This is a genomic window from Pseudomonas sp. GW101-3H06 (assembly GCF_059424605.1).
Map to the genome: position 1 here is coordinate 4,122,826 of NZ_JBWKZO010000001.1, position 22,616 is coordinate 4,145,441.

General features: G+C 60.3%; 26 protein-coding genes. 13 read left to right on the forward strand and 13 right to left on the reverse strand.

Going from position 1 to position 22,616, the window contains the following annotated elements; translation table 11 throughout:
- Positions 1–12: 12 nt before the first annotated feature.
- Both AC07ZE_RS18870 and AC07ZE_RS18875 read left to right on the forward strand, forming a co-directional pair.
- Positions 13–936: a LysR family transcriptional regulator gene (locus AC07ZE_RS18870; RefSeq protein WP_207266177.1), complete on the forward strand. Its 924-nt coding sequence runs from the start codon at positions 13–15 to the stop codon at positions 934–936.
- Positions 937–1,075: 139 nt separating this feature from the next.
- Positions 1,076–2,500, forward strand: coding sequence for a M15 family metallopeptidase (locus AC07ZE_RS18875; protein WP_207266178.1), 1,425 nt, complete (start codon positions 1,076–1,078; stop codon positions 2,498–2,500).
- Here the strand turns inward: AC07ZE_RS18875 and AC07ZE_RS18880 are convergent.
- A complete protein-coding gene (locus tag AC07ZE_RS18880) occupies positions 2,403–3,536 on the reverse strand; it encodes a sterol desaturase family protein (protein WP_207266179.1) in 1,134 nt (377 codons plus the stop codon). The two genes, AC07ZE_RS18875 and AC07ZE_RS18880, sit on opposite strands and share 98 nt — an antisense overlap.
- Positions 3,537–3,984: 448 nt before the next feature.
- Between AC07ZE_RS18880 and AC07ZE_RS18885 the strand changes: the two genes are divergently transcribed.
- On the forward strand, positions 3,985–4,368 hold the full coding sequence (locus AC07ZE_RS18885) for a DUF6124 family protein (RefSeq protein ID WP_207266180.1): 384 nt from the start codon (positions 3,985–3,987) through the stop codon (positions 4,366–4,368).
- A 212-nt stretch (positions 4,369–4,580) separates the two neighbouring features.
- Here AC07ZE_RS18885 and AC07ZE_RS18890 read toward each other — a convergent pair whose 3' ends face one another.
- Positions 4,581–5,426 carry a nitrilase family protein gene (locus AC07ZE_RS18890; RefSeq protein ID WP_207266181.1) on the reverse strand — a complete coding sequence of 282 codons (846 nt, stop codon included), beginning with the start codon at positions 5,424–5,426 and terminating at the stop codon, positions 4,581–4,583.
- Complete coding sequence (locus AC07ZE_RS18895; protein ID WP_207266182.1) at positions 5,423–6,922, reverse strand: purine-cytosine permease family protein; 1,500 nt, start codon at positions 6,920–6,922, stop codon at positions 5,423–5,425. The genes AC07ZE_RS18890 and AC07ZE_RS18895 overlap by 4 nt, the downstream gene beginning before the upstream one ends.
- Positions 6,923–7,121: 199 nt before the next feature.
- Here AC07ZE_RS18895 and AC07ZE_RS18900 point away from each other — a divergent pair, with 199 nt between their 5' ends.
- Positions 7,122–8,024 (forward strand): LysR family transcriptional regulator, encoded by a 903-nt coding sequence (locus AC07ZE_RS18900; protein ID WP_095192681.1) that lies wholly within the window; start codon positions 7,122–7,124, stop codon positions 8,022–8,024.
- Positions 8,025–8,140: 116 nt separating this feature from the next.
- On the opposite strand, the gene AC07ZE_RS18905 is transcribed toward AC07ZE_RS18900, so the two are convergent.
- Together AC07ZE_RS18905 and ggt are read right to left on the reverse strand one after the other, a co-directional pair.
- On the reverse strand, positions 8,141–8,674 hold the full coding sequence (locus AC07ZE_RS18905; RefSeq protein WP_207266183.1) for a cysteine hydrolase family protein: 534 nt from the start codon (positions 8,672–8,674) through the stop codon (positions 8,141–8,143).
- A gap of 69 nt (positions 8,675–8,743) precedes the next feature.
- Positions 8,744–10,471 carry a gamma-glutamyltransferase gene (gene ggt, locus AC07ZE_RS18910; protein WP_207266184.1) on the reverse strand — a complete coding sequence of 576 codons (1,728 nt, stop codon included), beginning with the start codon at positions 10,469–10,471 and terminating at the stop codon, positions 8,744–8,746.
- Between the two features lie 135 nt (positions 10,472–10,606).
- Between ggt and AC07ZE_RS18915 the strand changes: the two genes are divergently transcribed.
- Positions 10,607–11,128, forward strand: coding sequence for a methylated-DNA--[protein]-cysteine S-methyltransferase (locus tag AC07ZE_RS18915; RefSeq protein ID WP_207267852.1), 522 nt, complete (start codon positions 10,607–10,609; stop codon positions 11,126–11,128).
- 40 nt (positions 11,129–11,168) lie between these two features.
- Here the strand turns inward: AC07ZE_RS18915 and AC07ZE_RS18920 are convergent, their stop codons facing one another.
- Both AC07ZE_RS18920 and AC07ZE_RS18925 read right to left on the reverse strand, forming a co-directional pair.
- Positions 11,169–11,759, reverse strand: a complete 591-nt coding sequence (locus tag AC07ZE_RS18920) for an NUDIX domain-containing protein (protein ID WP_207266185.1) — start codon at positions 11,757–11,759, stop codon at positions 11,169–11,171.
- Positions 11,760–11,823: 64 nt separating this feature from the next.
- A complete protein-coding gene (locus AC07ZE_RS18925; RefSeq protein ID WP_207266186.1) occupies positions 11,824–12,261 on the reverse strand; it encodes a hemerythrin domain-containing protein in 438 nt (145 codons plus the stop codon).
- Between the two features lie 146 nt (positions 12,262–12,407).
- On the opposite strand from AC07ZE_RS18925, the gene AC07ZE_RS18930 reads away from it, so the two are divergent.
- Complete coding sequence (locus AC07ZE_RS18930; protein ID WP_137805734.1) at positions 12,408–12,842, forward strand: GNAT family N-acetyltransferase; 435 nt, start codon at positions 12,408–12,410, stop codon at positions 12,840–12,842.
- Positions 12,843–12,960: 118 nt separating this feature from the next.
- Here AC07ZE_RS18930 and AC07ZE_RS18935 read toward each other — a convergent pair whose 3' ends face one another.
- Positions 12,961–13,311 carry a hypothetical protein gene (locus AC07ZE_RS18935; protein WP_095192688.1) on the reverse strand — a complete coding sequence of 117 codons (351 nt, stop codon included), beginning with the start codon at positions 13,309–13,311 and terminating at the stop codon, positions 12,961–12,963.
- A 92-nt stretch (positions 13,312–13,403) separates the two neighbouring features.
- On the opposite strand from AC07ZE_RS18935, the gene AC07ZE_RS18940 reads away from it, so the two are divergent.
- The 7 genes from AC07ZE_RS18940 (at position 13,404) to AC07ZE_RS18970 (ending at position 17,308) form a co-directional block, all read left to right on the forward strand.
- Positions 13,404–13,739 (forward strand): DUF6388 family protein, encoded by a 336-nt coding sequence (locus tag AC07ZE_RS18940; RefSeq protein ID WP_095192689.1) that lies wholly within the window; start codon positions 13,404–13,406, stop codon positions 13,737–13,739.
- A 100-nt stretch (positions 13,740–13,839) separates the two neighbouring features.
- Positions 13,840–14,232, forward strand: a complete 393-nt coding sequence (gene tusD / locus AC07ZE_RS18945; RefSeq protein ID WP_207266187.1) for a sulfurtransferase complex subunit TusD — start codon at positions 13,840–13,842, stop codon at positions 14,230–14,232.
- 1 nt (position 14,233) lies between these two features.
- Positions 14,234–14,596: a sulfurtransferase complex subunit TusC gene (tusC, locus tag AC07ZE_RS18950; RefSeq protein ID WP_207266188.1), complete on the forward strand. Its 363-nt coding sequence runs from the start codon at positions 14,234–14,236 to the stop codon at positions 14,594–14,596.
- Positions 14,596–14,889: a sulfurtransferase complex subunit TusB gene (gene tusB, locus AC07ZE_RS18955; protein WP_207266189.1), complete on the forward strand. Its 294-nt coding sequence runs from the start codon at positions 14,596–14,598 to the stop codon at positions 14,887–14,889. Before tusC ends, tusB begins: the two co-directional genes overlap by 1 nt.
- Positions 14,886–15,221, forward strand: coding sequence for a TusE/DsrC/DsvC family sulfur relay protein (locus AC07ZE_RS18960; protein ID WP_137805738.1), 336 nt, complete (start codon positions 14,886–14,888; stop codon positions 15,219–15,221). The genes tusB and AC07ZE_RS18960 overlap by 4 nt, the downstream gene beginning before the upstream one ends.
- A complete protein-coding gene (locus AC07ZE_RS18965; protein WP_207266190.1) occupies positions 15,218–16,219 on the forward strand; it encodes a glycosyl transferase family protein in 1,002 nt (333 codons plus the stop codon). Before AC07ZE_RS18960 ends, AC07ZE_RS18965 begins: the two co-directional genes overlap by 4 nt.
- Before the next feature lie 90 nt (positions 16,220–16,309).
- The gene (locus AC07ZE_RS18970) at positions 16,310–17,308 is read left to right on the forward strand and encodes a glutathione S-transferase family protein (protein WP_207266191.1); all 999 of its coding nucleotides are present in this window, start codon (positions 16,310–16,312) and stop codon (positions 17,306–17,308) included.
- Positions 17,309–17,425: 117 nt separating this feature from the next.
- Here AC07ZE_RS18970 and cysG read toward each other — a convergent pair whose 3' ends face one another.
- The 5 genes from cysG to lolA all read right to left on the reverse strand — a co-directional run bounded on the left by cysG (position 17,426) and on the right by lolA (position 22,591).
- Complete coding sequence (cysG, locus tag AC07ZE_RS18975; RefSeq protein ID WP_207266192.1) at positions 17,426–18,820, reverse strand: siroheme synthase CysG; 1,395 nt, start codon at positions 18,818–18,820, stop codon at positions 17,426–17,428.
- A complete protein-coding gene (serS, locus tag AC07ZE_RS18980) occupies positions 18,821–20,101 on the reverse strand; it encodes a serine--tRNA ligase (protein ID WP_207266193.1) in 1,281 nt (426 codons plus the stop codon). It abuts the gene before it with no gap.
- Positions 20,102–20,117: 16 nt separating this feature from the next.
- On the reverse strand, positions 20,118–20,492 hold the full coding sequence (crcB, locus tag AC07ZE_RS18985; protein WP_095192697.1) for a fluoride efflux transporter CrcB: 375 nt from the start codon (positions 20,490–20,492) through the stop codon (positions 20,118–20,120).
- The gene (locus tag AC07ZE_RS18990) at positions 20,492–21,814 is read right to left on the reverse strand and encodes a replication-associated recombination protein A (RefSeq protein WP_207266194.1); all 1,323 of its coding nucleotides are present in this window, start codon (positions 21,812–21,814) and stop codon (positions 20,492–20,494) included. Before AC07ZE_RS18990 ends, crcB begins: the two co-directional genes overlap by 1 nt.
- Before the next feature lie 153 nt (positions 21,815–21,967).
- Complete coding sequence (gene lolA / locus AC07ZE_RS18995) at positions 21,968–22,591, reverse strand: outer membrane lipoprotein periplasmic chaperone LolA (RefSeq protein WP_095192699.1); 624 nt, start codon at positions 22,589–22,591, stop codon at positions 21,968–21,970.
- Positions 22,592–22,616 lie beyond the last annotated feature (25 nt).

Genomic DNA, 22,616 nt, shown 5'->3' on the forward strand with positions numbered 1-22,616 from the left:
GGGAGGTCCAAGGTGATTCAACTGCACGATGTCGACCTGAAATTGCTCAGGGTGTTTGCCACGATTGTCCGCTGTGGTGGCTTTTCCGCGGCGCAGGCGGCGTTGAACGCCGGCCAGTCGACCATCAGCGAACAGATGACCCATCTGGAGACCCGGCTTGGGGTCAAGCTCTGCCAGCGTGGACGCAGTGGCTTTCGCCTGACCGAGCAAGGCGTGGCAATTCATGAAGCCACCCAGCGCCTGCTCTCGGCGGTGGAAAATTTCTGCATGGACGCCGATGTGCTCAAGCAACACATCAGCGGCAAGCTCAACCTGGGGATCATCGACACCACCATCACCGACCCGGATTCGCCGATCCCGCGCACCACCCAACGCTTCGTATCGCGCGGGCACGATGTGCACTTGAGCGTGTACGTCGGCGAACCCGCGGAATTGGAGGAACGGGTGCTCGACGGCCGCCTGCACCTGGCCATCGGGCACTTCCCGATCCATGTGCCGGGGTTGCAGCATTCGCCGCTGTATCAGGAAGCGCTGGGGCTGTATTGCGGGCGGCGGCATCCGCTGTTCGGCTGCCAGGCCGAAGGGGATGAGCTGCTTGAAGAAATCAGCACCAGCCGCATTGTCGTGCGCGGCTACATGCAGCAATACGACCTGGAACACCTGGGGGTGAGCAAGGCGGCGGCGACCGTGGACAACATCGAGGCCCTGGCGATTCTGATCATCTCCGGGGCTTACCTGGGCTTTCTGCCGGCCCATTTCGCCGCCCAGTGGATCAAGACCGGGGAGATGCACCAGCTCGCCCCGCAGAGTCTGCAACTGATGTCACCGTTCGACGTGATCACCCGGCGCGGCACGGCACCGCCGCCGATTCTCCAGGCATTTCTTGAGGATCTGGCGGCCTGTTCGCGCACAGTGGCTTCACCCGAGAAGCCCTGACAAACCGTTCCTCTGTGGGGGCGAGCCTGCTCGCGAATGCGGTATGTCGGCTACATTGATGTCGGCTGGCAGGCCGCTTTGGCGAGCGGGTTCGCTCCCACGGTTCTTTGCACCAACACCCTCCTGGAGGTCCGGCACGATGCCATCTGCAGCTCGATCTTTGCTCCTGTTCCTGAGCCTCACCTTGCCCTGCCTCGCCAATGCTGAAGACAGGCCCGGGCACATGGTGTATTTGCGTACGATCGATCCAGGCATCGAGCAGGACATCCGTTATGCCGGTGCCCAGAACTTCACCGGGCACCCGCTCGACGGCTACGAAGCGGCGGAGTGCCTGCTGTCGCTCGACGCCGCCAAGGCCCTCGCCCGGGTGCAATCGGCATTGCGGGCGCAAGGCTATGGTTTGAAAGTATTCGACTGCTATCGCCCCCGTCGGGCGGTGGCGGACATGGGGCGTTTTGCGACGGAACCGGGTGACCCGCGCAAGGCCGAATTCTATCCACGGGTGGACAAGCAGGATTTCTGGCGCCTGGGCTACGTGGCACGAGTGTCCAATCACTCCAGGGGCGGCACGGTCGACCTGACCCTCACCGGTCCGGGTGCCCTGCCCGCCGACACCTGGACGCCTTCAGCCACACCCGTCGATTGCACGGCACCTTATGGCCAGCGCTGGCACGATGGCGCCGTCGACATGGGCACCGGTTTTGACTGCTTCGATGAGCGCGCCCACACCGACACGACATTGATCAACCCCACGGCCATGGACAATCGCCAGCGGCTCACCCGTGCCATGGAGGCAGAGGGCTTCACTGGCTATTCCGCCGAGTGGTGGCATTTCACATACTCGCGCGATCCTGGCTTGAAGACCGTCATGGATTTCCCCATTACCCCGCTTGAACCGATGGCCCAAGGGCTCGGCGACAGTCGGCAGTTGATCGTTGTCACCAGCAAACACTGGGATGACATTCAAGGCACTGCCCAGCGCTATGAACGGCGCGACAACAGGTTTGAAAAGCTCGAGGCTGCTTTTCCTGTGGTTTTGGGCAAAAACGGAATGGGTTGGGCCCAGGAACCCGCCAGCCTCGAAAAACGTCAGGGACCGATCAAACAGGAAGGCGACGGTAAAGCGCCGGCCGGGATTTTCAAACTGGGTACGGCGTTCGGCTACGCCCCAAAAGCTGAAACGAAACTGCCCTATCTCGCGCTGACGCCGGCCATCGAATGCGTGGATGACAGCCAGTCCAAACGCTACAACCAACTGGTCGACGGCACGACGGTCGCCAAGGACTGGGGCAGTTCCGAACGCATGCGGCGCAGCGATGACTTGTATCGCCAGGGTATTTTCATCGAACACAACACCCCGGCATTCCCTGCCGCCGGCTCGTGCATCTTCTTCCACATATGGCGCAGCCCGACGACGCCGACCCGGGGCTGTACCGCCATGGCGCCGACAGATATCGAGCGTCTGTTCAACTGGCTGGACCCACAGCAGTCTCCGCTGCTGGTGCAGTTGCCCGAGGCCGAGTACGAACATTTGCGTGAGCGCTGGCAGCTGCCCGAGCGTTGATCCTGCCCCTGTGCTGAGCGGTGCAAACCTGTGGGAGCGAGCGCCTGGTTTTACGCAGCTTGCGCGCGGTTTCGACAAACGGCGTCACGATCAGGCTGTAGAGCGTCAAGTAACGCTGCTGATCCGCCCCGCCGGTGCCGAAGCGAATGGCCTCAGGCTCGGACCGCGTGACGTAAAGCGTGCCGAACATCCAGTCCCAGAGTGACAGGTTGCCCCCGAAATTCTTGTTGATGTGCCGAGGTGCGTCACTGTGATGGACCTGATGCTGGGCCGGGCTGTTGAGCACGTGCTCGACCACCGGCCCGAACGACAGCCAGACATGACTGTGCCGCAGGTTGGATGCCAGGGCGTTGAGAATGAACACCATGTAGGTCACGCCGAACAGCGTGTAGCGGTCGATCTCACCGCCGCAGGCGTACCAGAAGAGGCCGGCAAAGACGCTGAGAAACACGATATCGATCAACCGCTCGATTATTTTCTCGATGAAGTGCACCCGGCTGGCCGTGACCGGCACCAGCACCGTCGCCGAGTGATGGACCTTGTGGAACGCCCACAGGTAGCGCGAATGGTAGGCGCGGTGGGCCCAGTAATGCAGGAAGTCCTGCAACAGGAAGACCCCCAGTCCGTAGAGCAAGGACAACCCAAGGTGCTGCTCCACCTGCACCCGTGCGCCCCACAGGTGGGTGAAGAAGCGCACGTAATCCCCTGAGCGCAACACATACGGGTCCACCAGGCCGACGATGGGCACCACCAGCATGACTTTCAGGATGGCGCGCACAAAGTAGTAGCGGTAATCGAGCAGCGCCGAGGGATGAAAATGCACGCGGTTACCACCGATGAACTGCCAGAACGTGGGTGCGTCGGTCAATCCACGGGTTTTGCGAAAGCGAAACAAGCCATAGGCAACGGCGTAGGAGCTGAACAGAAAAGCCAGACAGAGGCGGCCATTGAGGTCGAAAAGGCCAAGGAACTGGTCGCTGACAGGGGTAATCACCCACCGGAACAGGTATTGATAAAGAAGTGCTGAAACATCCATGAACGGCGGGTCCGGAAGGTAGGGCGTTATTGTCAGGTTAAAAAAAACGACACGGATGTTAATGAACCGTCCCTTTCCAGCCAACACCCCTTCCACTGCGGGTGGGTACACCAGCCAGATGACCTGTGCGTCCGTCTTCCGATGATTGTCGTATCGCCGAGTATAACCATTATTGCGGATGTTTCTTGTTCACATTTTTATCTCCCCCCTAAATAGTGGGCGTGTTGCAGCTGTAGGCAGCACCACAAGGCCTTGTAACCTTCAGGAAGTGAATCCGACGCTGATTAAACACCCTCTATCAAAGGGTGTTTAACGGGTTGGGATTTGCGCCTGTCCATGATTAAAACCGTCAGAAAAACCGGGAAGCATCCGACATGTTTTTAGGGTTGGCCGTCGGAAGCGTGACCGTTAGCGTGATAGCCCCAATAACAGCTCACGGAGATTCACCATGCGCAAGGTCCCCGACCTCCCCACCAGGTCAGAAGTAGAAAGCACTGCTCCTTACGTCTCTACCCCTTCAAAAAAACTGCACCATGCTGTCAACAGCGCACTGGACCATTACCTGAATCCACCTGCTCCTGACATGACCACCAAACGCCCGCCCAACGCCCTTTTTGTCGTGGCGCCTGACATCAACAACGAAACGCTGCTGGCCTACGCCTGTGAGTCGCTCGCCTCGGCGAGCGTATTGGCCAATGAATTTTCCGGCACGCTGGAAGGTACGCACCGCAACACGATGCTGGCCCTTCAACAGGTCATCATGCTGGGTGAACTGGCGGTGAGTCGGGTGCTGGATAATATGGAAGCGCCACATTCAATCCCGGCGCGCTGACTCCCCCTGCACGTTAGACAAACGCAGCACCGAGCCCAACTCCACCGTGCTCTGAACACCTAGCTGCAAATGGCAATTGTGCAGGAAACCGTGGACGTCGCCGGGCTGAGGGGAAGGATTCAGCCGATTTCCTTTGAGGAATGCCCGGCGGCGTTGATCAAACTGAAAGACGGGTAACGCGCACCCGATTTTCCCGCGTCGGGTGCCGAGCGTCACTGCACCGCGCTGCTCAAGCCATACAACTGCGGCCGCCGATCCCGGTGCAGGTCATTGCCCTCGCTGATGCGCTTGTTACGCGCCTCGGCAAGGTTGAGCATGGCCAGCAGAATCTGCTCGCCGCCCTGCTCCGCCGGCCCCGCCAACGGATAACCATCGGCATCGACGATCACCGAGCCCTGCACCCAGCCCACGCCGCGCTCATGTCCATAACGGTCACAGGCAGCGATGAACAAGCGGTTGACCGAAGCGTTGGCCTGCACCCGCAAGACCTCCGCCGGACGCTCGGTTTGCGGTCGCGGGCCATCGGGCCAGTTGACCGGCGCACAGATCAGGTCGGCGCCGGCAAGGGCCGGGAGACGCACCCACTCGGGGAACTCCAGGTCGTAGCAGATCAGCACGCCGATCCGCCCGTGGACCGTTTCGATCACCGGCGGCGCAGCATCCCCGGCGCTGAAGATATCCTTTTCGCCATCCCACAGATGCGCCTTGCGGTACACCGCACGCAAGCCCCGGGCATCGATCAGCGCCGCGCTGTTGGCCAGCTCATTGTCGGCCAGCCGCTCACAGAAACCGCCCACCACGACGACGTTCAATTCCCGGGCCAGGGCCTGCCACAGGCGCAGGGTCGGGCCGTCACGGGTTTCACTCAGGGCCAGGGCTTCTTCGCGGTCGACAAACAGGTAGCCGCTCTGTACCAGCTCCGGCAGTACCACGACCTGGGCGCCCTGCAGCGCCGCCGAGCGGATCGCCCGCTCGGTGAGGGTACGGTTGTAAGCGAGGTCGCCGATTTTCGGTGCCAGTTGGCAGCAGGCGACCAGGGTACTCTTGGCAATACTCAACGCACGGCCTCCGCGGATTGATGGGTCATGGCGACGATGTCATGCTCGGTGATCGCGTCGATGACCCGGCGTTCGGCTTTCAAGTCCAGCGAACGGCTGAGCAGGTAATAACTCAAGCCCGACACCACCAGACCCACCAGCCAGGCGATGTCCACGCCTTCGAGCATGCGCGCCAGCGGACCGACGAACACTTCCTTGCCGGCCGCGGCATCGTAGATGTAGAAGAACGGCACCATGGCGGCAAAGCCGATCAGGTAGGCGACGATGCCGCGAAATTGCCAGGCACCATAAATGCCCTTCGGCGTGAAGAAATGCGGAATCGCGTAACGACCTTTGCGCACGAAGAAATAGTCCACCAGGTTGACCGCGGTCCACGGCACAAGGAAGTACAGCAGCAACACCAGGAAGGTGTTCAACAGCGCAATGCCGTCACCCTTGATCGACAGCACGCAAGCCAACAGGATGAGGCTGATCACGCTGATCGACAGCACCCGGGCACGGGGCGTCGGGGTGATTTTCTTGATTGAGTCGACACCGGTGAGCAAGGTCAGCATGGCACTGTAGGTGTTGAGCGCGATAATCGGCAGGAAGCCGGCCACCGATACCACCACCAGCAAATTGCCCAGCCCCGGAATCATCGAAGAGCCGACCTGATTCAACGCCACCAGTGCATCCGTCGCTTTCAGTTCCTGGGCCAGCCAGGCACCGAGGCCGATCATCCAGCTACCGGACAACGAGGCGCCGATGAACACCGCCGCGATCAGTTTCGGCCGGCTGGTGTTTTTCGGCAGGTACCGGGAATAGTCGGAAACGTAAGGCGCGTAGGAAATGTTGTAGCTGGCGCCGATGGCGAACAACGTGGCGAAGGCAATCCAGCTGAAGCCCAGATCAGTCGCGGGGGTGACGCCTTCGGAACCTGCACCGAACATCAGGGCGATGGTGACCCCTGCATAGAGCGGCAAGGTGGCCAGCAACGCCCACTTGAAAGCCTTGTGCATCAGGTCGTGCCCGTAGATCGACAGCAACGCACCGATCAGCACCACGATCACGGCGACGATGGTCGGGTCAACGCCAAACACCTGCTCAAGCCCGTTCATGATCAACGAGATGTTCACCACGTTGAACCCGACGAACACAAACATCGTCGCCATCAACGCCAGGATCACCCCGCGATAGCCGAACTGGGCGCGGGACTGGATCATTTGCGGCAGGCCCATTTCCGGACCTTGTGAGCCGTGGAACGCCATGAAGATAGTGCCGAACATGATGCCCAGCGCACCGGCCAGCAGGGTCCACAGCGCCGACAAGCCAAGGCTTGGCCCGACGAAACCGATGGAGATGGTGAAGAAGTGGAAATTGCCGAGAAACCAGAACGGCCCCTGGCTACTGAGTTTGGCGTGACGTTCATTGTGCGGAATATAGTCGATCGAGTGGCCTTCGATGGCCAACCCGCTGCCAGCCTCGGCGGCGTGCGCGGAAAGTGGGGACCCTGACATACGATGGTTCCTATGCAGTTGATTGTTTTTGTTGTGGGTGCAGAGGCCGGTTCAACATCCAGATCCGGTGAAGCGCCAGAAAAAGCTGACGATGCCCCTGGTTTCCCTGCAATGTATGGCGAAGGTCTGTTCGGTAAAATATTGCAAACACACTGTTCACATAGATCTGTATCTATGTAATCGACTGTCGGGAGCCCCCATGCTGGGAACTGTAACGGAGCTGGATCTGCGCTTGATCCGGGTATTTCTCACGGTCGTCGAAGCCGGCGGGATTTCGGCGGCACAAACCGCCCTCAACACCACGCAACCGACCATCAGCGCGCAACTGGCGACGCTGGAGGCACGGGTAGGGTTTCGCTTGTGCGAACGCGGTCGCGGCGGTTTTTCGGTGACGCCCAAGGGTGGCCAGTTCGTCGAGGCCGCGCGGCGCCTGCTGGCGGCAGCCGAGGGCTTCCGGGTCGAAGTCCAGCACATCAACCGCAAGGTCTCGGGCAACATCAACATCGGCCTGCTGGGGCAGATCGATCCGGTGGCGAACAAGAAAATCGGCTTGGCCATCGCACGTTTGCGGGCTCGGCATGAAGGCCTGTACTTCCATTTCACCGAACTGTCGTCGTCGCTGCTGGAAGAGAAAATCATCAACAGCCATATCGATCTGGCGATCGGGTATTTCTGGCACCGCTTGCCGAATATCGATTACTTCCCGTTGTTTCAGGAAACCCAGATCGCCTATTGCGCGCCGTCACACCCGTTGTTCGAGCAAGTGGGCGCGCTGACCCGCGAGGATGTCAGCCACTACGACTGGGTCTGGCCGAGCCACCCGTTGCCGGAAATGCCGGCGCCGACCTCAATCGAACGCCTGACCGTACTCACCGACAGCATGGACGGCGCTGCCCTGCTCATCCTGTCGGGTCAACACCTGGGTTTTCTGCCGCAGCACTATGCCGCCCGGCATGAACAGCTGGGGCAGTTGCATCCGCTCAATCCCGAGTTGCTGCGCTATGAGGTGGGCTTTCACGCAGCGGTGCGGCACTCGGCGCGGCAGCGGGATCTGGTCAGTGCTTTTTTGAATGAGTTGATCGATATCTTCGGCTCGCCGTGAACACACAACTCATGTGGGAGCGAGCCTGCTCGCGAAAGCGGTCTTTCAATCACATTGATGTTGACTGACACGCCGTCTTCGCGAGCAGGCTCGCTCCCACAGGGATTGCGGTGGTTTCAGAATTGGATGTCCTTGGCCGGGATCACGTCGATTCTGGCCACCGAACCGCTCAGGTCAGCCCAATCCTTGTTGTGCTCGGCAATGATGTCTTCGGCCGTCACATTGCCATTGTCGACGGTGGAATGCGCGTCGGCGGCCAGCACCACGTCGTAACCCAGTTGATGCGCCTGACGCACGGTGGCGTTCACGCAGTAATCGGTTTGCAGACCACAGATGACCAGGCGTTCGAAGTCTTGCACGGGTACCAGGTTCTGCAGGTTGGTCTGATAGAACGAATCGCCGGTGGTTTTACGCACGCGATGATCGTCCGGTGAGGTTTGCAGCCCTTCGGCCAGTTGCCAGCCGGGAGCACCGTGTTTCAACAGATCGCCCTCTTCTTCGTGCTGGATCAGCACCACCGGAACCCCGGCTTTTCTCGCCCGGGCACTGAGGCCGTTGATGGTGTCGATGACGCGCCCGATCTCGAAGCACTCGTATTCGCCGGAACACAGGGCCTGCTGAACGTCGATGATTAACAGTGCGGTGGTCATGATGCCTTCCTTGATGAGTTGAAAAACCAGGGGACAAACATAAGTCTGCCCCCCTTTCAAACACAACCGTCAGTAACCCAGCGACAACCCGGTGTTGCGCCGTGGGTCATTGGCTCCATAGAAACGGTTCTTGCCCACCGGTTTGCCCTCCAGCGACGGCGCCCCGACGAGGATCGCCGCCAGGTGGTTAGGGTCCTGGGGACCGGCAAACTTGTGGCCCCAGCTTTCGAGGATCTTCACCGTGTCCGGGCTGGTAGTAAAGTTCTCCAGGTTGGTTTCCTCCGGCAGCCATTGCTGGTGAAAACGCGGCGCATCGACCGCTTCCTGAATGTTCATGCCGTAGTCGATCACGTTGAGCATGGTCAGCAAGGTCGCGGTGATGATGCGGCTGCCGCCGGGCGTGCCGACGACCATCACCACTTTGCCGTCCTTGGTGACGATGGTCGGGCTCATGGACGACAGCGGCGCCTTGCCGGGGGCGATGGCGTTGGCTTCGCCCTGCACCAGGCCGTACATGTTCGGCACGCCGATTTTCGAGGTGAAGTCGTCCATCTCATCGTTGAGGATGACCCCGGTCTTGCTGGCCATGACCCCGGCACCGAACCAGTCGTTAAGGGTGTAGGTCACCGACACCGCATTGCCCCATTTGTCGACGATGGAGTAATGGGTGGTGTTGCTGCCTTCATGGGGCGCCACGCCAGGCTTGAGATCCTTGGAGACGCCGGCCTTTTGCGGCTGGATGGCTTCGCGCAGTTGGGTGGCGTAGTTTTTGTCGAGCAGGTGGGCAATCGGGTTTTTCACGAAGTCCGGATCGCCCAGATAGCTGTTGCGATCGACATAGGCGTGACGCATGGCTTCGATCTGGTAGTGCATGCCCTGGGCCGAGTGATAGCCCAGATCCTTCATCGGATAGCCTTCGAGGATGTTCAGGATCTGGCAGATCACCACGCCGCCGGAACTCGGTGGCGGTGCCGAAACCACGTGGTAGCCGCGGTAGTCACATTCGATCGGCGCCAGTTCACGGGTCTTGTACTTGTCGAGGTCGGCCTGGCTGATGATGCCCTTGTTAGCCTGGCTGGACGTGACGATGGCGTCAGCCACCCAGCCTTTGTAGAAACCGTCGCTGCCCTTCTCGGAAATTTCCCGCAGGGTTTTGCCGAGGTCCTTCTGCACCAGTTTCTGCCCGACCTGCATCGGCTCGCCGTTGCTCAGGAAGATCGAGCCGGAATCTTTCATGTCCTTCTTGAACACATCGGTGGCGTACTCTAGCAACTCGACATCGCCCTGCTCCAGCACGAAGCCATCTTCGGCAAGTTTGATGGCCGGGGCGATGACCTCCTTGCGGGGTTTGGTGCCGTATTTGCTCAGGGCCAGTTCCATGCCGGACACGGTGCCCGGCACGCCGACGGCCAGGTGACCCCGGGTGCTCAAGTCCGGAATGACATTGCCCGCCTTGTCGAGGTACATGTCGGCAGTGGCAGCCAGCGGGGCTTTTTCCCGGAAATCGAGAAAGGTCTTGCGGCCGTCAGCCAACTGGATGGTCATGAAACCGCCGCCGCCCAGGTTGCCCGCCGCGGGGTACACCACCGCCAATGCATACCCCACCGCGACGGCGGCATCGACGGCGTTGCCGCCGTTCTTCAGTACATCAACACCCACATGACTGGCCAGATGCTGCGCGGTGACCACCATGCCGTTCTCGGCCGCCACCGGTGCCACGGAGGCTGCGTGGGCCATCAGGCAGCTGAGCGCCAATGAGGTCGCGATCAGCGATTTGGCAAAAGGTTCGTACTTCATGAGTCAGTCTCTTTTTGTTTTTAAGTAGGAAAACGCATCAAGAGCAGTACGCAGTATGGTCGGGATTGCGTATTGCGCCTCCCCGGCGAGGCAGTATGCTTAACGCCTGTTCAGCACATCGGCGAAGTCTGCGGCATGACCTATACGTACCTCACCCTCGCGTCACCGGTCGGCGAATTGAAGCTCGTGGCGAACGGTTCACGACTGGCGGCCATCCTCTGGGAAAACGACAAACCCGGCCGGGTGCGCCTCGGCCCGATGAGCGAAGCCCCGGACAACCCGATCCTGATGCGCACCGCCCGGCAACTGCACGAATACTTCGCCGGCACGCGCCAGCGTTTCGAACTGGAGCTGGATTTTTCCGGCACGGAATTTCAGAAGAAGGTCTGGGCAGCGTTGCTGACCATTCCATTTGGCGAGACCCGCAGCTACAGCCAAATCGCCGAACAGATCGGCAACCCGAGCGCGGTGCGGGCGGTGGGTGCGGCGAATGGTAAAAATCCCATCTCGATCATTGCGCCTTGTCATCGGGTGATTGGTGCATCGGGGAAACTGACGGGGTTTGCCGGAGGGCTGGCGGCGAAGGAGACGTTGCTGACACTTGAAGGATGCGAGTGGACGGACGCCGGCAGGACAGGCGATTTATTTTCGAATTGACGCGTCTGTGTGGGAGCGAGCCGGCTCGCTCCCACACGGGTCAGGCAGTAAAGATGTTTTTCATCGCGGCATACTGCAGCAGCATGATGGTCTTCGCGTCGCAGATCTCCCCGCGATAAAAAGCTTCCAGCGCTTTATCGAACGGCCACTCCAGCACTTCCAGTTCTTCGGTTTCCTCCTCCAGTCCGCCACCATCACTGACCTTTGAAGTCGCATCATATTCAGCGATGAAGAAGTGCAGTTTCTCCGTCACCGAGCCTGGGCTCATATAAGACTCGAACACTTTCTGCACATGGTGTACTCGATAGCCGGTTTCCTCTTCGGCTTCGGCGCGGATGCGTTCTTCGGGCGCAGCACCTTCGAGCAATCCAGCCGCCACTTCGATCAGCAAGCCGTCATGCCCGTTGACGAACACCGGCAGACGGAATTGCCGGGTCAGTACCACGGATTTTCTTGCGCGGTTGTACAAGAGAATCGCCGCGCCGTTGCCTCGGTCGTAGACCTCCCGGGTCTGGCGTTGCCATTCACCATTGTTGCGTTGGTAATCGAAGGTGATTTTTTTCAGCAGGTACCAGTCGTGGGACAACACTTGGGACTCGAGGATGTTGACCCGCTCGGCTGTGTTGGACATGAAAACGCATCCTGTTTTTTCAGTGAATCGACATCTTAGGTGAAAACGCCCGACGCTTGCCTCCTCAAGTAAGCTGCGCCTTGTATTCCTTCACATACTGGTTCGCCAGCGTCTCTTTCTGCTGGTCGTCGAGCAACTTGCCGGCCATCTGGAAGAACTTCTGCTCTTCCTCCTCGAGGTGATGGTGGACCTTTTCGGATAGTTTCTTCGCCGTCGCCAGCCAGGCCGGGCTGGACATCTCGGTCTCGTCCAGCGCCTCCATCATTTCATCCATTTCATGATGCTCGGCGATCGCATGGCGGCTGAGGTCGACACCGTTGTCGAACTCCATCAGCGGGATGTAGAAATGCCGTTCCTCAGCGGTTTCGTGAGCCTGCAACTCGGATTTGAGCTGTTTGTAGGCCTCGACCCGCTCCGGGGTGTCGCCGCTGGTGTGGATCAGCGTTTTGGCATAGGTGCGTTGGCGCTCGTGGCTTTCGCGCAAGGCTTCGAAAATATTCACAGCGTGTCCTCATCGGCCGCGTTCTGGAATGACGCTTCTTGAGGCTAGACATCTGCGCGCAGGCGAGGGTTCCACGTCTACCGGGGGGATGGATCAATCGCCATGACCAAGATAGGCTGCGACTTCACTGCCATAAGGATGTAGCCATGACCTTGCGAATAGAGTTTTCGCCAAACCCCACGGAAGAGGAACGGCAGGCCATCCTGCTGCCACTGCGCGCCTACAACGCTTCGAAGGCCGACGGCGCCATACCCGAAAGCATTGCGCTACTGGTTCGCGATGAAAACGATGAGATCCTTGGCGGTCTCTACGGGAAGTTGTTTTATCAGTGGCTATTCATTGACCTGCTGTCGGTGCCGGAACAGGCTCGGGGACAAGGCATGGGCACCAAGCTGATGCAGATGGCCGAAGATCTGGCGCGGGAGAGAAAATGCGTCGGACTGTGGCTCGACACCTTCGAATTCCAAGCGCCGGAGTTCTACAGGAAATGCGGCTATAGCGAGGTCGGGCACATCGCCGACTACCCGCCGGGGCAAAAGCACTTCTTCTTCCAGAAGCGCCTGTCTGACCACAACAAATAAAACGGTGGGAGCGAGCCTGCTCGCGAAAGCGGTTTCACATTCAACAACGATGTTGACTGAACCACCGCCTTCGCGAGCAGGCTCGCTCCCACAGGGAGGTATTACTCTAGCGTTTAGATCACAGGCACGTCGCCAACGCCGCCAACCGGCGCTTGGCGACGAAGTCGTCCTGCTGCGCGTAGTAACTCAACACCGTGCCTGACGCATCGGTGGTCACGTCCACGAAGGACTCCGCCGAGCGCGTGTACACGGTCGTGCCGCCCTTCTCGCCTGGCTGCAGATAGCCGCTGGCATCGACACCGAAGACCGCTTCGTCCTGCCAGGAAAACTGCACGCACTGGGCCACGACTTTTTCCGGTTTGTCCGAGTTCAGGGTCTTGTACGGAGGTTTGCTGCGGGCGTCGCTCATCACCGAGCCCGCGCACCCGGCCAGCATTGTCACGGCCAGCGCCACCATCAGAATTCGCATTGCAGTCGCTCATCAGGAAAAAGCGGACTTTATCACTGTGGCAGCGCGCATCGTTCTGCTTTACTGCATAAACATCTAGCGAAGGAGCGACCATGGCGGCACCCGAACAACACCATGAACAAGCACTGAAGCGCTTTCTCGATGAGCGTCCCGAACTTCGCGCCGAGCTGGACAACCTCAATCCGCTGCTCGCCCAGGCCAAGGGCGAAACCCTCGCGCAATTTCGCGACGAGCGTTTGCACGAAGCCTTCGAGGCCGAAGCCGAGCGCCTTGGCCTGTTTGCCTGGGAATTGACGCTGCAACTGACTGCCGCCACACCTGAGGACTACGAGGCCCAGCGCCTGGAAGTGCACAGGGAAGTGGCCGAGATGGCCGGGATGGATTGGCTGGAGTATTGCGAGCTGTATGGGTTGGGTGATCAACCTTAATAACTGCTTGGCCTGTGAGTGCGCTTTCGCGACTCGGTCTTCATCGCCGCCCCGCCGATAAAGCTTTATCATGGCCGCAGTTTCGCTGATCGAGTCCGTCATGAAGTTCGCTATCGCCGTATTTTGCGCCGCCCATGCGCCCTCCTCGCGCCGTGCCTTGTTGTTTGCCCAGGCCGCGCTGGCCGGCGGGCATGAGATTGTCCGGCTGTTTTTCTACCAGGATGGCGTCTATAACGCGTCCAGCAGCGTGGTCACGCCCCAGGACGAACTGGATTTGCCCAAACAATGGCGTGCCTTCGTCAGCGAACATCAACTGGACGGCGTAGTCTGCATCGCCGCTGCGCTGCGCCGTGGCGTGCTGAACGAGGAAGAAGCCCGACGCTATCAACGTGAGGCTGTCGCCGTTGGCACGCCATGGGCGTTGTCCGGTCTCGGTCAGTTGCATGACGCGGTGCAGGACGCCGACCGCCTGATCTGTTTCGGAGGCGACTGAAATGGCCAAATCCATGTTGATTATCAGCCGTCAGGCGCCGTGGTCCGGGCCGGGTGCGCGGGAAGCGCTGGACATCGTGCTGGCCGGGGGCGCGTTCGATCTGCCGATCGGTTTGCTGTTTCTCGATGACGGCGTGTTCCAGCTTGCGACGAAACAGGACGCCAAGGCCCTGCAACAGAAAGACTTGAGCGCCAATTTGCAGGCCTTGCCGATGTTTGGCGTCGAAGAACTGTTTGTCTGCGCTCAAAGCGTGGCCCGGCGTGGCCTGGACTCCAACGCTCTGTCGCTGGAAGATGCCCGGGTGCTGGCCTCCCATGAAATCACTGCACTCATTGACCGTTACGACCAGGTGATCACCCTCTGATGTCGACTTTGCATGTGTTGTCTCATTCCCCGTTCGGCGACGACCGCCTGAACAGTTGCCTGCGACTGATCGGCGCTGACGATGCGCTGCTGCTATCCGGTGACGCGGCCTACGCCTTGCAGCCGGGCACCGCACCCTTCACGGCTCTCGAGGCTGGCGGCTTGACACTCTTTGTTTTGGCCGAAGACGCCCAGGCCCGGGCGATTACGGTGCCGGATTGGGCCGAGTCCATCGATTATCCGGCCTTCGTCGAGTTGTCGATCCACCACGACAAGGTCAACAGTTGGTTATGAATTCCCTGACGGTCGGCGCCCGCGCCATCGAGTTGGACAAGGACGGTTTTCTGGTCGAGCTCAATGACTGGTCCACCGACGTCGCCAGCGCCCTGGCGGCCGCCGAAGACATCGAGTTGAGCCCGGAACACTGGGAAATCCTCGAACTGCTGCGCAGCTTCTACGCCGAGTTCCAGCTGTCACCGGCCACCCGCCCGCTGATCAAGTACACCGCATTGAAACTCGGCCCGGACAAGGGCAACAGCCTGCACCTGAACCGATTGTTCAAAGGCACACCCGCCAAACTCGCCGCGAAACTGGCGGGCCTGCCCAAACCGACGAATTGCTTATGACCGATTACCCAGCGCTGACCCTCGAAACGCCCGCCGAACATCCGTTCGCCCAATACGTACGCATCCTTGGCAAAGGCAAGCGCGGTGCCCGCGACCTGTCCCGCGAAGAAGCCCGCCAGGCCATGGGCATGGTGCTCGATGAGCAGGTCGAAGAGACCCAGCTCGGCGCATTCCTGATGCTGTTGCGGCACAAGGAAGAAAGCGCCGAGGAGATGGCCGGTTTCACCGAAGCTTTGCGTGAACGCTTGCAGCCACCGGCATTGAATGTCGATCTGGACTGGCCGACCTACGCCGGCAAAAAGCGTCATCTGCCGTGGTATCTGCTGGCGGCCAAGTGCCTGGCACAGAACGGCGTGCGGATTTTCATGCACGGCGGCGGCGCACATACCGCGGGGCGGCTGTACAGCGAACAATTGCTGGACGCGTTGAAAATCCCGCTGTGCCGTAACTGGCAGCAAGTCGGGGCGGCACTGGACAACGGCGGCCTGGCCTTCATGCCGCTGGTGGACTGGGCTCCCCAGTTGCAACGCATGATCGACCTGCGCAACACCCTGGGCCTGCGCTCGCCAATCCACTCCCTGGCGCGGATTCTCAATCCGCTGGGTGCCCGTTGCGGCTTGCAAAGCATTTTCCACCCTGGCTATCAGGCGGTGCATCGCGATGCCAGCGGGCTGCTCGGCGACACGGCAATCGTGATCAAGGGCGATGGCGGCGAAATCGAAATCAACCCGGATACCGACAGCCACCTGTACGGCACCACGAGCGGTGAAAGTTGGGACGAGCAATGGCCGCAGCTGTCGAGCCAGCGCCACGTCAAACCGGCCAGCCTCGACCCCGAGCACCTCAAAGCCGTATGGCGTGGCGATGTGGTCGACAGTTACCCGCAAATGGCGCTGGTTTCGACCATGGCCCTGGCCTTGCGCGGCCTCGGCCAGACCCGTGAGCAGGCTTTCGAAACCGCCCAAAAATATTGGGACGCGCGAGACAAATCGATTTAATCGATAGTGACCCTTTAATCTTTGCGCTTTTATATCGAACCTATCGGAATAGACTCCTCTCCAACGCTTACTGATTGAGGAGTCTTGGACATGGGTTTGCTCGTTGAAGGTCGCTGGCAGGACAAGTGGTACGAAAGCAAAAACGGCGCGTTCCAGCGCGAGCAGGCGCAGCGTCGCCACTGGGTTACCGCTGACGGCCAACCCGGCCCGAGCGGTATGGGTGGCTTTGCTGCCGAGGCGGGTCGCTATCACCTCTACGTGTCCCTTGCCTGTCCGTGGGCCCATCGCACACTGATCTTGCGCAAACTCAAGGGGCTGGAAAGCCTGATCGACGTGTCGGTGGTCAGCTATCTGATGCTGGAAAACGGTTGGACTTTCGACAAGTCCCACGGCTCCACCGGCGACAAACTCGACCACCTCGAATTCATGCACCAGCGCTACACCGCCGATACCGCCGACTATACCGGCCGTGTCACCGTGCCGGTGCTCTGGGACACGCAGCAAAAACATATCGTCAATAATGAATCGGCGGAAATCATCCGCATGTTCAACAGCGCCTTCGATGAGTTGACCGGCAACGATCTGGACTTCTATCCGGCGCCGCTGCGTAGCGAGATCGACGCGCTGAACGAGCGCATCTATCCGGCGGTGAACAATGGCGTGTACCGCGCCGGTTTTGCCACCTCGCAGCAAGCCTACGAAGAGGCGTTCGACCAGCTGTTTGTCGAACTGGATCGACTTGAACAACTGCTAGGCGCCAACCGTTATTTGACGGGTGAATACCTGACCGAAGCGGACATCCGCCTGTTCACCACGCTGATCCGCTTCGATGCGGTGTATCACGGCCACTTCAAGTGCAACCTGAAGCGGATTGCCGATTATCCAAACCTGTCGAACTGGTTGCGGGAGATCTATCAGTGGCCGGGGATTGCCGAGACGGTGGACTTCACCCACATCAAGCACCACTACTACGGCAGTCACAAGACCATCAATCCGACGGGTGTTGTGCCTAAAGGTCCTGCGCAGGATTTCACCGTGGCCCATGATCGCGAGCGGTTGAGCGGCAAAGGGGTATGGCGCAAGGCCTGAAGATTGTGCGGGTGTTGAGGGCCCCAATCGCCAGCAGCCTGGCTTCCACAGGGAATCTGTGTCACTCACAAATCCCCTGTGGGAGCCAGCCTGCTGGCGATAGCGGCAACTCGGTCTCTAGACCTGCCCCTGAGCCCCTTCAAACCACGCCAGTTTCTCGCGCAGTTGCACCACTTCCCCCACGATTACCAGCGTCGGCGCATGCACTTCATGCTCCGCCACCAGTTGCGGCAGGTCAGCCAAGGTGCCGGTAAACACTCGCTGATTGACCGTGGTGCCCTGCTGGATCAACGCCGCCGGGGTATCTTTGCTGCGACCGTGCTTGATCAACTGTTCGCAAATGATCGGCAAGCCCACCAGCCCCATGTAGAACACCAGGGTTTGCGCCGGCGCGACCAGATCGGCCCACGGCAGATCGGTGGAACCGTCCTTGAGATGCCCCGTGACAAATCGCACCGACTGCGCGTAATCGCGATGGGTCAGCGGAATCCCGGCATAAGCCGCGCAACCACTGGCCGCCGTGATGCCCGGCACTACCTGGAACGGGATGCCATGGGCTGCCAGTTCTTCGATCTCTTCACCGCCACGCCCGAAGATGAACGGATCACCGCCCTTCAACCGCACCACACGCTTGCCCTGCTTCGCCAGGTCCACCAATTGCTGGTTGATCTGATCCTGCGGAACCGCGTGATCGGCGCGACGCTTGCCGACGTAAACCCGCTCGGCATCACGACGGCACAGCTCGAGAATGGCCGGTGCCACCAAGCGGTCATACAGCACCACGTCGGCTTGCTGCATCAGGCGCAAGGCGCGGAACGTCAGCAGGTCCGGATCACCCGGCCCGGCGCCGACCAGATACACCTCGCCAGTGGCCACCGGTGCCTCGCCATCCACCTTTGCCTGCAGCAAACGTTCGGCTTCGGCGCCCTGCCCGGCCAGTTGCCGGTCGGCAATCGGGCCCTGGAACACGTCTTCCCAGAACGTCCGACGCTGCTGCACATCCGGAAACAGGTTTTTTACCTGGTTGCGAAAACGCGCCGCCAGTCCGGCCAGTTGACCGTAGGTGGAGGGAATCCAGGTCTCGATCTTGGCGCGGATCAAGCGCGCCAGCACCGGCGCATCGCCGCCGCTGGACACGGCAATGATCAGCGGCGAACGATCGACGATCGCCGGGAAGATCACGCTGCACAGGGCCGGCGCGTCCACCACGTTGACCGGCACGCAACGCCGATGGGCATCGGCGGAGACTTGTGCGTTCAACGATTCGTCATCGGTGGCGGCAATGATCAGCCCGCAAGCGTCCAGATCGGTTTCGACATAACCACGCAACAGGCACTCGCCACCACTGGCGGCGACCAGATCGCGCAGTTGCTGTTCGATTTCAGGTGCTACCACCCGCAGCAGCGCACCGGCATCAGCCAGCAGGCGGGATTTGCGCAAGGCAATTTCCCCCCCACCGACAACCAACACACGACTGCCGCGCAGGTTATGGAACAGCGGCAGATATTTCATTTAGCCAATGACCTCAAGGCCACCCATGTACGGTTTCAGTACCTCTGGTACACGGATCGAACCGTCGGCCTGCTGGTAGTTTTCCAGTACCGCCACCAGGGTACGGCCGACTGCCAGGCCGGAACCGTTCAGGGTGTGCACCAGTTCCGGCTTGCCGGTTTCCGGGTTGCGGAAACGTGCCTGCATGCGGCGGGCCTGGAAGTCGCCGCAGTTGGAGCACGACGAAATTTCACGGTACTTGTCCTGGCTCGGAATCCACACTTCCAGGTCGTAGGTCTTGACCGCGCTGAAGCCCATGTCACCGGTGCACAGCGCAATGGTGCGGTATGGCAGTTCCAGCAGTTGCAGGACTTTTTCAGCGTTGGCGGTCAGGCCTTCCAGCGCTTGCATCGAAGTCGACGGCTCAACGATCTGCACCATCTCGACCTTGTCGAACTGGTGCTGACGAATCATGCCGCGGGTATCACGACCCGACGCACCGGCCTCGCTGCGGAAGCACGGCGTATGGGCGACGAATTTGATCGGCAGCAGTTTGGAATCGACGATCTCGCCGGCAACGATGTTGGTCAGCGACACTTCAGCGGTCGGGATCAAGTACAGATCGGCTTCGCCGTCACGACCGATCTTGAACAGGTCTTCTTCGAACTTCGGCAGCTGGCCGGTGCCTTGCAGTGCCGGGGCCTGGACCAGATAAGGCGTGTAGGCCTCCTCGTAGCCGTGCTCGGTGACGTGCAGGTTGATCATGAACTGCGCCAGGGCGCGGTGCAGACGGGCAATCGGGCCGCGCAGCAGTGCAAAACGCGCGCCGGACAGCTTGGCCGCGGTTTCGAAGTCCAGCCAGCCGAACTTCTCGCCCAGGGCGACGTGGTCCTGCACCGGGAAATCGAACGCGGTCGGGGTACCCCAGCGGCGTACTTCAACGTTGCCGTCTTCGTCGTCGCCGATCGGCACCGATTCGTGCGGCAGATTTGGGATGCCGAGCAGGATCGAGTCCAGTTCGGTCTGGATCGCGTCCAGTTCGGTTTTACCGGCAGCCAACTCGCCCGCCATGCGCTCGACGTCCGCCATCAACGGCGCGATGTCTTCACCACGCTGCTTGGCCTGACCAATGGATTTGGAACGCGCATTTCGTTCAGCCTGCAGTGCTTCGGTGCGGGTCTGGACGGTCTTGCGCTGTTCTTCCAGCGCTTCGATGCGCGCGACATCCAGGGCAAAGCCACGGGATGCCAGGCGGTCCGCTACGTCCTGAAGGTTGCTACGTAACAGTTTGGAATCGAGCATGTCGGTCTCTCGTTTATCAAAGTTTGGTCAAGGATAGGCCAGCCCAGGTGGCAAGCAACCCGCCGAATACGCTGATGGCCAGATAACCGAAGGCTATCGGCGCCTGCCCGCTTTCCAGCAAGCGCAGCGTATCCAGTGAAAAGGATGAAAAGGTCGTCAGCCCCCCTACAAAACCCACAATCAGGCCGGCGCGAATTTCGATCGGTACTTCCGGGCGCGTCAGAAACAGCCCGTACAGTACGCCGATGATCAGACAGCCGACCAGATTGACCGCCAGGGTTGCCGTATAAAAATGCCGGGGCCAGTTGGCGCTGACCCAGTTGCCGGTGGCGAAACGCAGTAATGTACCAGCGATGCCGGCCACGGACACCGCAAGAATCGTTTGAATCACTATTTTCTCCGCTGCCGGGGGCTTAAACGATCGAGTTGCGCCAGATGATTGAGCTTTTCGCCGATCTTCAGCTCCAGGCCACGGGGCACCGGTTGATAGAACGGAATCGGGTCAAGTTCTTCGGGGAAGTAGTCTTCGCCGGCGGCATAGGCGTCCGGCTCGTCGTGGGCGTAACGGTATTCATCGCCGTAGCCCAGCTGTTTCATCAGTTTGGTCGGCGCATTGCGCAGGTGCAGCGGCACTTCCAGCGAGCCATGTTCGGCGGCGGCGCGCAGGGCCGTCTTGAAGCCCATGTACACGGCGTTGCTTTTCGGCGCGCAGGCCAGATAGGTGATGGCCTGCGCCACCGCCAGTTCGCCCTCGGGGCTGCCCAGGCGCTCCTGCACTTCCCACGCCGCCAGGCACAGGCTCAGGGCGCGTGGATCGGCGTTGCCGATGTCTTCGCTGGCCATGCGCACCACGCGCCGGGCCAGGTACAACGGATCACAGCCACCGTCGATCATCCGCGCAAACCAGTACAGCGCGCCGTCGGGGTTGGAGCCGCGCACCGACTTATGCAGTGCGGAAATCTGGTCGTAAAAGGCTTCGCCGCCCTTGTCGAAACGCCGACGGGTATCGCCCAACAGACTTTGCAGCAGTTCGACGCCGATCTCGCTGTTGTCATCGGCCAGATCGGAAGCGTTTTCCAGCAGATTGAGCAGGCGCCGGCCATCGCCATCGGCAGCCGACAACAACATCTGAAAGCCTTCATCACTGAGGGTCAGGTTGCGTTTGCCCAGGCCGCGTTCTTCGGTGAGCGCACGATGCACCAGTTTGCGCAGCGCCGTTTCATCGAGGCTTTTGAGTACATAAACCCGGGCACGGGACAACAAGGCGTTGTTGAGTTCGAAAGACGGATTTTCCGTGGTCGCGCCGATGAAAATCAGCGTGCCGTCCTCGACGTAGGGCAGGAATGCGTCCTGTTGGGACTTGTTGAAACGGTGCACTTCGTCGACGAACAGAATCGTGCGCCGGCCGTACTGCGCCGCCTGCTGCTTGGCGATTTCCACCGCCTGACGGATTTCCTTGACCCCCGCCAGTACCGCCGACACCGTTTCGAAGTGCGCTTCCGAGACTTCCGCCAGCAATCGCGCCAGCGTGGTTTTGCCCACCCCCGGGGGGCCCCAGAAAATCATCGAATGCAGGGCACCCTGCTCCAGGGCTTCGCGCAAGGGCTTGCCGCGAGCGAGCACGTGTTCCTGACCGACGTACTCATCCAGATTGGTCGCACGCAGACGGGCGGCCAAGGGTTGAGCAATCGGGGTGCTGCGAAACAGGTCCATCACAAGCTGTTAAAACCTCACTGAGTCCTGATGCCGGGCAGATCCCTGTGGGAGCGAGCCTGCTCGCGAAAGCGGTGTACCCGTCACATCAATGCTGAATGTGCCGACGTCTTCGCGAGCAGGCTCGCTCCCACGGGTTTGTGTGAGTGTTCGTTATTCCTGGATCACATCGGCACCCTTGGGGATGTCGAACTTGAATTTGGACGCCGGGATCGGCTCGTTGGCCTTCACGCCAGTGAACAGGATATTGGTGCGCTGGCCGACGCTGTCGATCAGTTGCATATCATTGACCAGGCCGTTGCGGAAAGACAGGCGCAGGCTGTCGAACAGGGTGTCCTTGGTTTTCGGCTTCAGGATGAAGTCGATCACGCCACCGGCTTCCTTGGCGCTGATGTCGAAGCTCTGGCTGATCTTGGACACGTCACCGGACAGCAGCAGCGCTGGCGTCTGGGTCAGGCGTTGATCGAGGTTCTTGATGGTGACCTGCTCCAGGTCCGGGTCCCACAGGGAAACCTTCTTGCCATCGGACACCATCAACTGCTCTTGCGGTGCGTCGGTGTGCCAGTAAAACAGGCCCGGACGCTGCAGGGACATTTGACCAGCGGTTTCCTGCAATTGGGTGCCGGTGCCGTCGAGGGTCAACTGGGAGAAACGCGCGGTCAAGGTCTGGGATTTTTCCAGCAACTGAGTCAGACGCGCCACGTCCTTGTCGTCGGCGTGGGCCGAGAGCGTGGTCAAAGCCAGTACCGGCAGCAACAACATGCGGATAAGACGCATGGGAGTCCTCATAACATTCGTGGGA

Excerpts from the sequence above, each read along its gene's own strand:
- AC07ZE_RS18875 (WP_207266178.1), top strand. The coding sequence starts at position 1,076 with ATGCCATCTGCAGCTCGATCTTTGCTCCTGTTCCTGAGCCTCACCTTG.
- AC07ZE_RS18880 (WP_207266179.1), bottom strand. The coding sequence starts at position 3,536 with ATGGATGTTTCAGCACTTCTTTATCAATACCTGTTCCGGTGGGTGATT.
- AC07ZE_RS18885 (WP_207266180.1), top strand. The coding sequence starts at position 3,985 with ATGCGCAAGGTCCCCGACCTCCCCACCAGGTCAGAAGTAGAAAGCACT.
- AC07ZE_RS18895 (WP_207266182.1), bottom strand. The coding sequence starts at position 6,922 with ATGTCAGGGTCCCCACTTTCCGCGCACGCCGCCGAGGCTGGCAGCGGG.
- AC07ZE_RS18900 (WP_095192681.1), top strand. The coding sequence starts at position 7,122 with ATGCTGGGAACTGTAACGGAGCTGGATCTGCGCTTGATCCGGGTATTT.
- AC07ZE_RS18905 (WP_207266183.1), bottom strand. The coding sequence starts at position 8,674 with ATGACCACCGCACTGTTAATCATCGACGTTCAGCAGGCCCTGTGTTCC.
- ggt (WP_207266184.1), bottom strand. The coding sequence starts at position 10,471 with ATGAAGTACGAACCTTTTGCCAAATCGCTGATCGCGACCTCATTGGCG.
- AC07ZE_RS18915 (WP_207267852.1), top strand. The coding sequence starts at position 10,607 with ATGACCTATACGTACCTCACCCTCGCGTCACCGGTCGGCGAATTGAAG.
- AC07ZE_RS18920 (WP_207266185.1), bottom strand. The coding sequence starts at position 11,759 with ATGTCCAACACAGCCGAGCGGGTCAACATCCTCGAGTCCCAAGTGTTG.
- AC07ZE_RS18930 (WP_137805734.1), top strand. The coding sequence starts at position 12,408 with ATGACCTTGCGAATAGAGTTTTCGCCAAACCCCACGGAAGAGGAACGG.
- AC07ZE_RS18935 (WP_095192688.1), bottom strand. The coding sequence starts at position 13,311 with ATGCGAATTCTGATGGTGGCGCTGGCCGTGACAATGCTGGCCGGGTGC.
- AC07ZE_RS18940 (WP_095192689.1), top strand. The coding sequence starts at position 13,404 with ATGGCGGCACCCGAACAACACCATGAACAAGCACTGAAGCGCTTTCTC.
- tusD (WP_207266187.1), top strand. The coding sequence starts at position 13,840 with ATGAAGTTCGCTATCGCCGTATTTTGCGCCGCCCATGCGCCCTCCTCG.
- tusC (WP_207266188.1), top strand. The coding sequence starts at position 14,234 with ATGGCCAAATCCATGTTGATTATCAGCCGTCAGGCGCCGTGGTCCGGG.
- tusB (WP_207266189.1), top strand. The coding sequence starts at position 14,596 with ATGTCGACTTTGCATGTGTTGTCTCATTCCCCGTTCGGCGACGACCGC.
- AC07ZE_RS18960 (WP_137805738.1), top strand. The coding sequence starts at position 14,886 with ATGAATTCCCTGACGGTCGGCGCCCGCGCCATCGAGTTGGACAAGGAC.
- AC07ZE_RS18965 (WP_207266190.1), top strand. The coding sequence starts at position 15,218 with ATGACCGATTACCCAGCGCTGACCCTCGAAACGCCCGCCGAACATCCG.
- AC07ZE_RS18970 (WP_207266191.1), top strand. The coding sequence starts at position 16,310 with ATGGGTTTGCTCGTTGAAGGTCGCTGGCAGGACAAGTGGTACGAAAGC.
- cysG (WP_207266192.1), bottom strand. The coding sequence starts at position 18,820 with ATGAAATATCTGCCGCTGTTCCATAACCTGCGCGGCAGTCGTGTGTTG.
- serS (WP_207266193.1), bottom strand. The coding sequence starts at position 20,101 with ATGCTCGATTCCAAACTGTTACGTAGCAACCTTCAGGACGTAGCGGAC.
- AC07ZE_RS18990 (WP_207266194.1), bottom strand. The coding sequence starts at position 21,814 with ATGGACCTGTTTCGCAGCACCCCGATTGCTCAACCCTTGGCCGCCCGT.
- lolA (WP_095192699.1), bottom strand. The coding sequence starts at position 22,591 with ATGCGTCTTATCCGCATGTTGTTGCTGCCGGTACTGGCTTTGACCACG.